Below are 3,402 nucleotides of genomic sequence, written 5' to 3'. Positions count from 1 at the left end.
CATCGCCCTCACGCCCTATCCGTATCTCATCGACTACTATGCCGGGGAGGACGAAATCGTTGTGCTTCGGTTCCGGCATGCGGCGCGCAACCCGTCTTCGATTCCGGGGAGAGCATGATTTGTGTTTACGGATCTTTGCGGGGACTTATCCCGCTCCCGCCGGACAGGTCTCCACTTGCTTTCTCGAGATTGCCAAGGACCCTCGGCGCTCCGCCATGTTCACTTTATGTACGGTCCTAAGCCGCCATTTGGAACGGATCCTGTCGTGCCCTCATAGGTCGATACCGCAATGGGGTCTGCGGTGGTCTTGAATCAAAGCGTCGAGGTCGATGTCTTCGCCCCGCTCCGCGGTAAGGCGCCGGTAAAACGACTCGGCAGGCTCACGTTCAGCGGCACGCTCAGCGTAGGCCTCGAGCGCCCGCTCGACGATTTCGGCAGCGGCGACGCCCTCGCGCCGCGCGATTTGATCGGCAAGCTCCCTCGCCCGGGCGGTCACGACCAAGAACTCCGTGTCCGGCATCGGCAAACCACCCCTGCTTTCGGGGCTCAACTGATAGACCGGTGGCGGTCGGCCAACAAGCGGGCACCCAATCGGACAGGATCAGCCGCCCTGCCCTGCCCGATGATGACCATCGAGTTCGAGGCCTCCTACATGCAAAACTCGACCCGCTGGTCGAGATCGGCCGGGCCGCGACGTCGCAGAACACCAACCGCGCCTACGCCGCCGACTGGCGCGAGTACCTGCGCTGGCGCGCCCGCCAGGGCCAGGAATGCATCCGCTTCTATCTCGCGGCGATGGCCTCAGGGGCCGCGGGCGGGAGGGCCCGGACGGTCGCCTCCATCGAGCAGCGGTCTATCGGCGCTCGTGTGGAATTTCGCCCAGAGGGCCCTGGCCTTCGACCGCAAGTCACCACCGGCTCGCGGCAATCTCTCCGAACGCGATCGGGAGGAGAAGTTCTCCGGGCACTCGTCGCGCGCTGGCCTCGCCTCGTGGGCCGAGATCGACGAGCGCTACCTCCAGAAACACCTCGGCCATGCGTCGGCGGAAATGACCCGCCGTCACCAGCGGCGTCGCGACCGCCGCTTTCGTCGGCGATTTCGTCCGGCCGCTTGGCGCGCGAATTCGCTTGCCACCCAGGCCTGCGTCCCGAAAACGCCTGAGGCAAGCGCTGGAACGCAGAGATCGACCTCCAGCTTGGGCCAGTGCAGGTTGAACCCAAACCCGTTCGAACAACAGGCCGGGGCCTTCTCTGCCAAACTCGCGCCGCTGGTCGAGACCGCCCCGGCCTATGCCCACGGCACTCCCTGGCACGGCTATCTGCGCGGGCGCGCCCGTCAGGGCCTCGATCTGTGGTCGCTCGCCGACCGCGAATGCGTCGACTTCTACTCGCGATGATGGCGTCCGGGACAGCGGATGGGACGGCAGGCCGCGGACCGTCGGACCCATTGAGCGGCTCCCTTCGCCGCAACGACCGCCATGTAGCGAGAGCGTTCGCGGGCGTCCGGCGCTCCCACGATCAACCGCATTGATCGGCACGTAGTTGCGGAAGGCGCTGCTGCACTGAAGGGACGCGATCGTAAAAGCGGCGCTCGATAAGGCGGCGCGTACAGGAGCGGAGTCTCGGGTCCAACGAATGAATGGAGTCGGAGAGGCGGCTGGTTCCAGGCAAGAGGGAAGCCAATGGACGGGCACGAATGGGCGACGTGCAAAATGGTTCGGCTCCGTGCGGACCCTTCGATTAAGTTGTCCGCGTACAACTAGCTCTGGCACTCCAGATGCGCGTACGCCTCGCCTCAAGCGACCTCGTCAGGCCGACGCTAACGAGAAGCTGTCAATCGCGCCCTCTTGCGACCAAGGAAACCAGCGACTGATCGATATGTAGGGCGACGTAGGAGGATCTGTAACAGTGTCTGCGCGCGACTGGCGTCTGACCAGGGCGGAGCGGCGTGTGGAGCGGGCAGGGGTAGGGCGTTGTCCGCGTACAACTGCGTCCGTTCAGGGATCCAATCAAGGGGATCGCCTTGAGTTGTCCGCGTACAACTGGATTGGCCTTTCCCCGCAGCGAGCGCAGTTCCACAGTAAGCCCAGAATCAGCGTGGGCCGTAGTTCAATCGATCGGCACGTTTGGCACCCACGGGGCAGTACCGGTTCTCGGTTCCCAGCTCCCGGGACCCTGGAATAACTTCGGGAGGCGAGCATGCGCAGGCGCAAGTTCAACGCGGCTCAGTATGCGCCGCGAGAAGGACGCGGGGAGTGGCAACGGGAGGTGTGCCTGTCGGAATGGCACCAGCTCAGCGAGCCAACCTTCTGCCGCCAGCAGGTTAAGTGCGGGGGACCGTAAGTGTCGGACGAAAAGAAGCTCAAAGCCATGGAGGACGAAAGCGGGCGGCTGAAGAAGCTGATGCTCGATACGCTGCTGGACGCGGCGGCCCCCGCAGGAACGAGGCCCGTGGCCTGGTCGACCGCGAAAACTCGATTTTGCCCCATCGCGTGCGGAGCGGACAGCCGAGAGATTTGGGCTTCGATTTCTACCACGAGGTCCGGCAGAAGCACAGGCATAGAGAGAACCCTCAGCCCGACGAGGACGGCGTTGATGGCGTCGCCGCAGGCACCGGCGAGACGGTTGCGTTCGAGGAGGCCGTCGGACCTGACACGACCGATGATCGGCTCGACTGCGGCCCTTCTGCGCAGCTCTCATTTGACGGTCGGCGACCGTAGGCCCAGGCTCTGCGTGACGTGGATTTCGCGCGCGGCGGGCCCGTGGCCTCGGTGGCCTTTGTCCACGTGGACGCGGGCCACGTTCTCGCCTGTCAGGCGCTCGATCTTGGCGATGTTATCGTTGAGCGTGTGGCCGTCGTACGGAAAACCGGGGCGCGCCTGGATGCCGGGCACGCCTTGACGCTGAACTCGTAGCACGTCCGCGCCTTGCCCTTGGCGATGCATTCGACCTCGGGGGCGTGCAGCGCATAGAGCTTTTCCTTGTCGTCGCGCTGCCAGCAGTCCTTTGACGCGATCCAGGACGAAGGCACGGGCGCCGACGAGATCGGGCAAGTGAATAGCGCTGCTCGGCGGCAGCGCGACAGCAGGCGTGCGACTCGACGGACGGCTTCGTGGGAGTTTGATCGGCGTCTACGCGCCCAGCGCCTTAGCGAGGAGGCCTTCGCCCAGCTCTGCGAGGCTCAAGCCATCGCCGAGCGTTGGTTGCCATGGCGGCCTCATTCAGCGGGGCGGGGTGCCGGCGCGCCGTTTCCCGATTACGGCGCAGGTTGGCGCTCGGCACTCCAAGCCGCGTTAAGAACTCATTAACTTAATAATCCTTGCCTTCTTAACCGAATCATTCCCTTACTGCTATCAGCGCTTATCGAGGCCAAAAGCCAAAAAAAGCGCAGACGCAGGGATTG

The 3,402-nt window shown here is 64.3% G+C and carries 2 protein-coding genes and 1 pseudogene; 1 reads left to right on the top strand and 2 read right to left on the bottom strand.

Going from position 1 to position 3,402, the window contains the following annotated elements:
• Positions 1-271: 271 nt before the first annotated feature.
• Entirely contained in the window at positions 272-496 is a 225-nt protein-coding gene (locus ACLP2E_RS08250) for a plasmid stabilization protein (protein WP_442465639.1), read from the bottom strand.
• Between the two features lie 423 nt (positions 497-919).
• Here ACLP2E_RS08250 and ACLP2E_RS08245 point away from each other — a divergent pair.
• Positions 920-1,081: pseudogene (locus tag ACLP2E_RS08245) on the top strand (integrase); the annotation flags it as partial.
• A gap of 1,614 nt (positions 1,082-2,695) precedes the next feature.
• On the opposite strand, the gene ACLP2E_RS08240 reads toward ACLP2E_RS08245, so the two are convergent.
• Complete coding sequence (locus ACLP2E_RS08240; RefSeq protein WP_442465638.1) at positions 2,696-2,944, bottom strand: hypothetical protein; 249 nt, start codon at positions 2,942-2,944, stop codon at positions 2,696-2,698.
• Between the last annotated feature and the right edge of the window lie 458 nt (positions 2,945-3,402).

The organism is Rhodoblastus sp. (assembly GCF_052145335.1).
GTDB lineage: Bacteria > Pseudomonadota > Alphaproteobacteria > Rhizobiales > Beijerinckiaceae > Rhodoblastus.
Note: the sequence above shows the minus strand (reverse complement) of the source record. Positions and strands in the feature narration are given on the sequence as shown.

Excerpts from the sequence above, each read along its gene's own strand:
- ACLP2E_RS08240 (WP_442465638.1), bottom strand. The coding sequence starts at position 2,944 with ATGCATCGCCAAGGGCAAGGCGCGGACGTGCTACGAGTTCAGCGTCAA.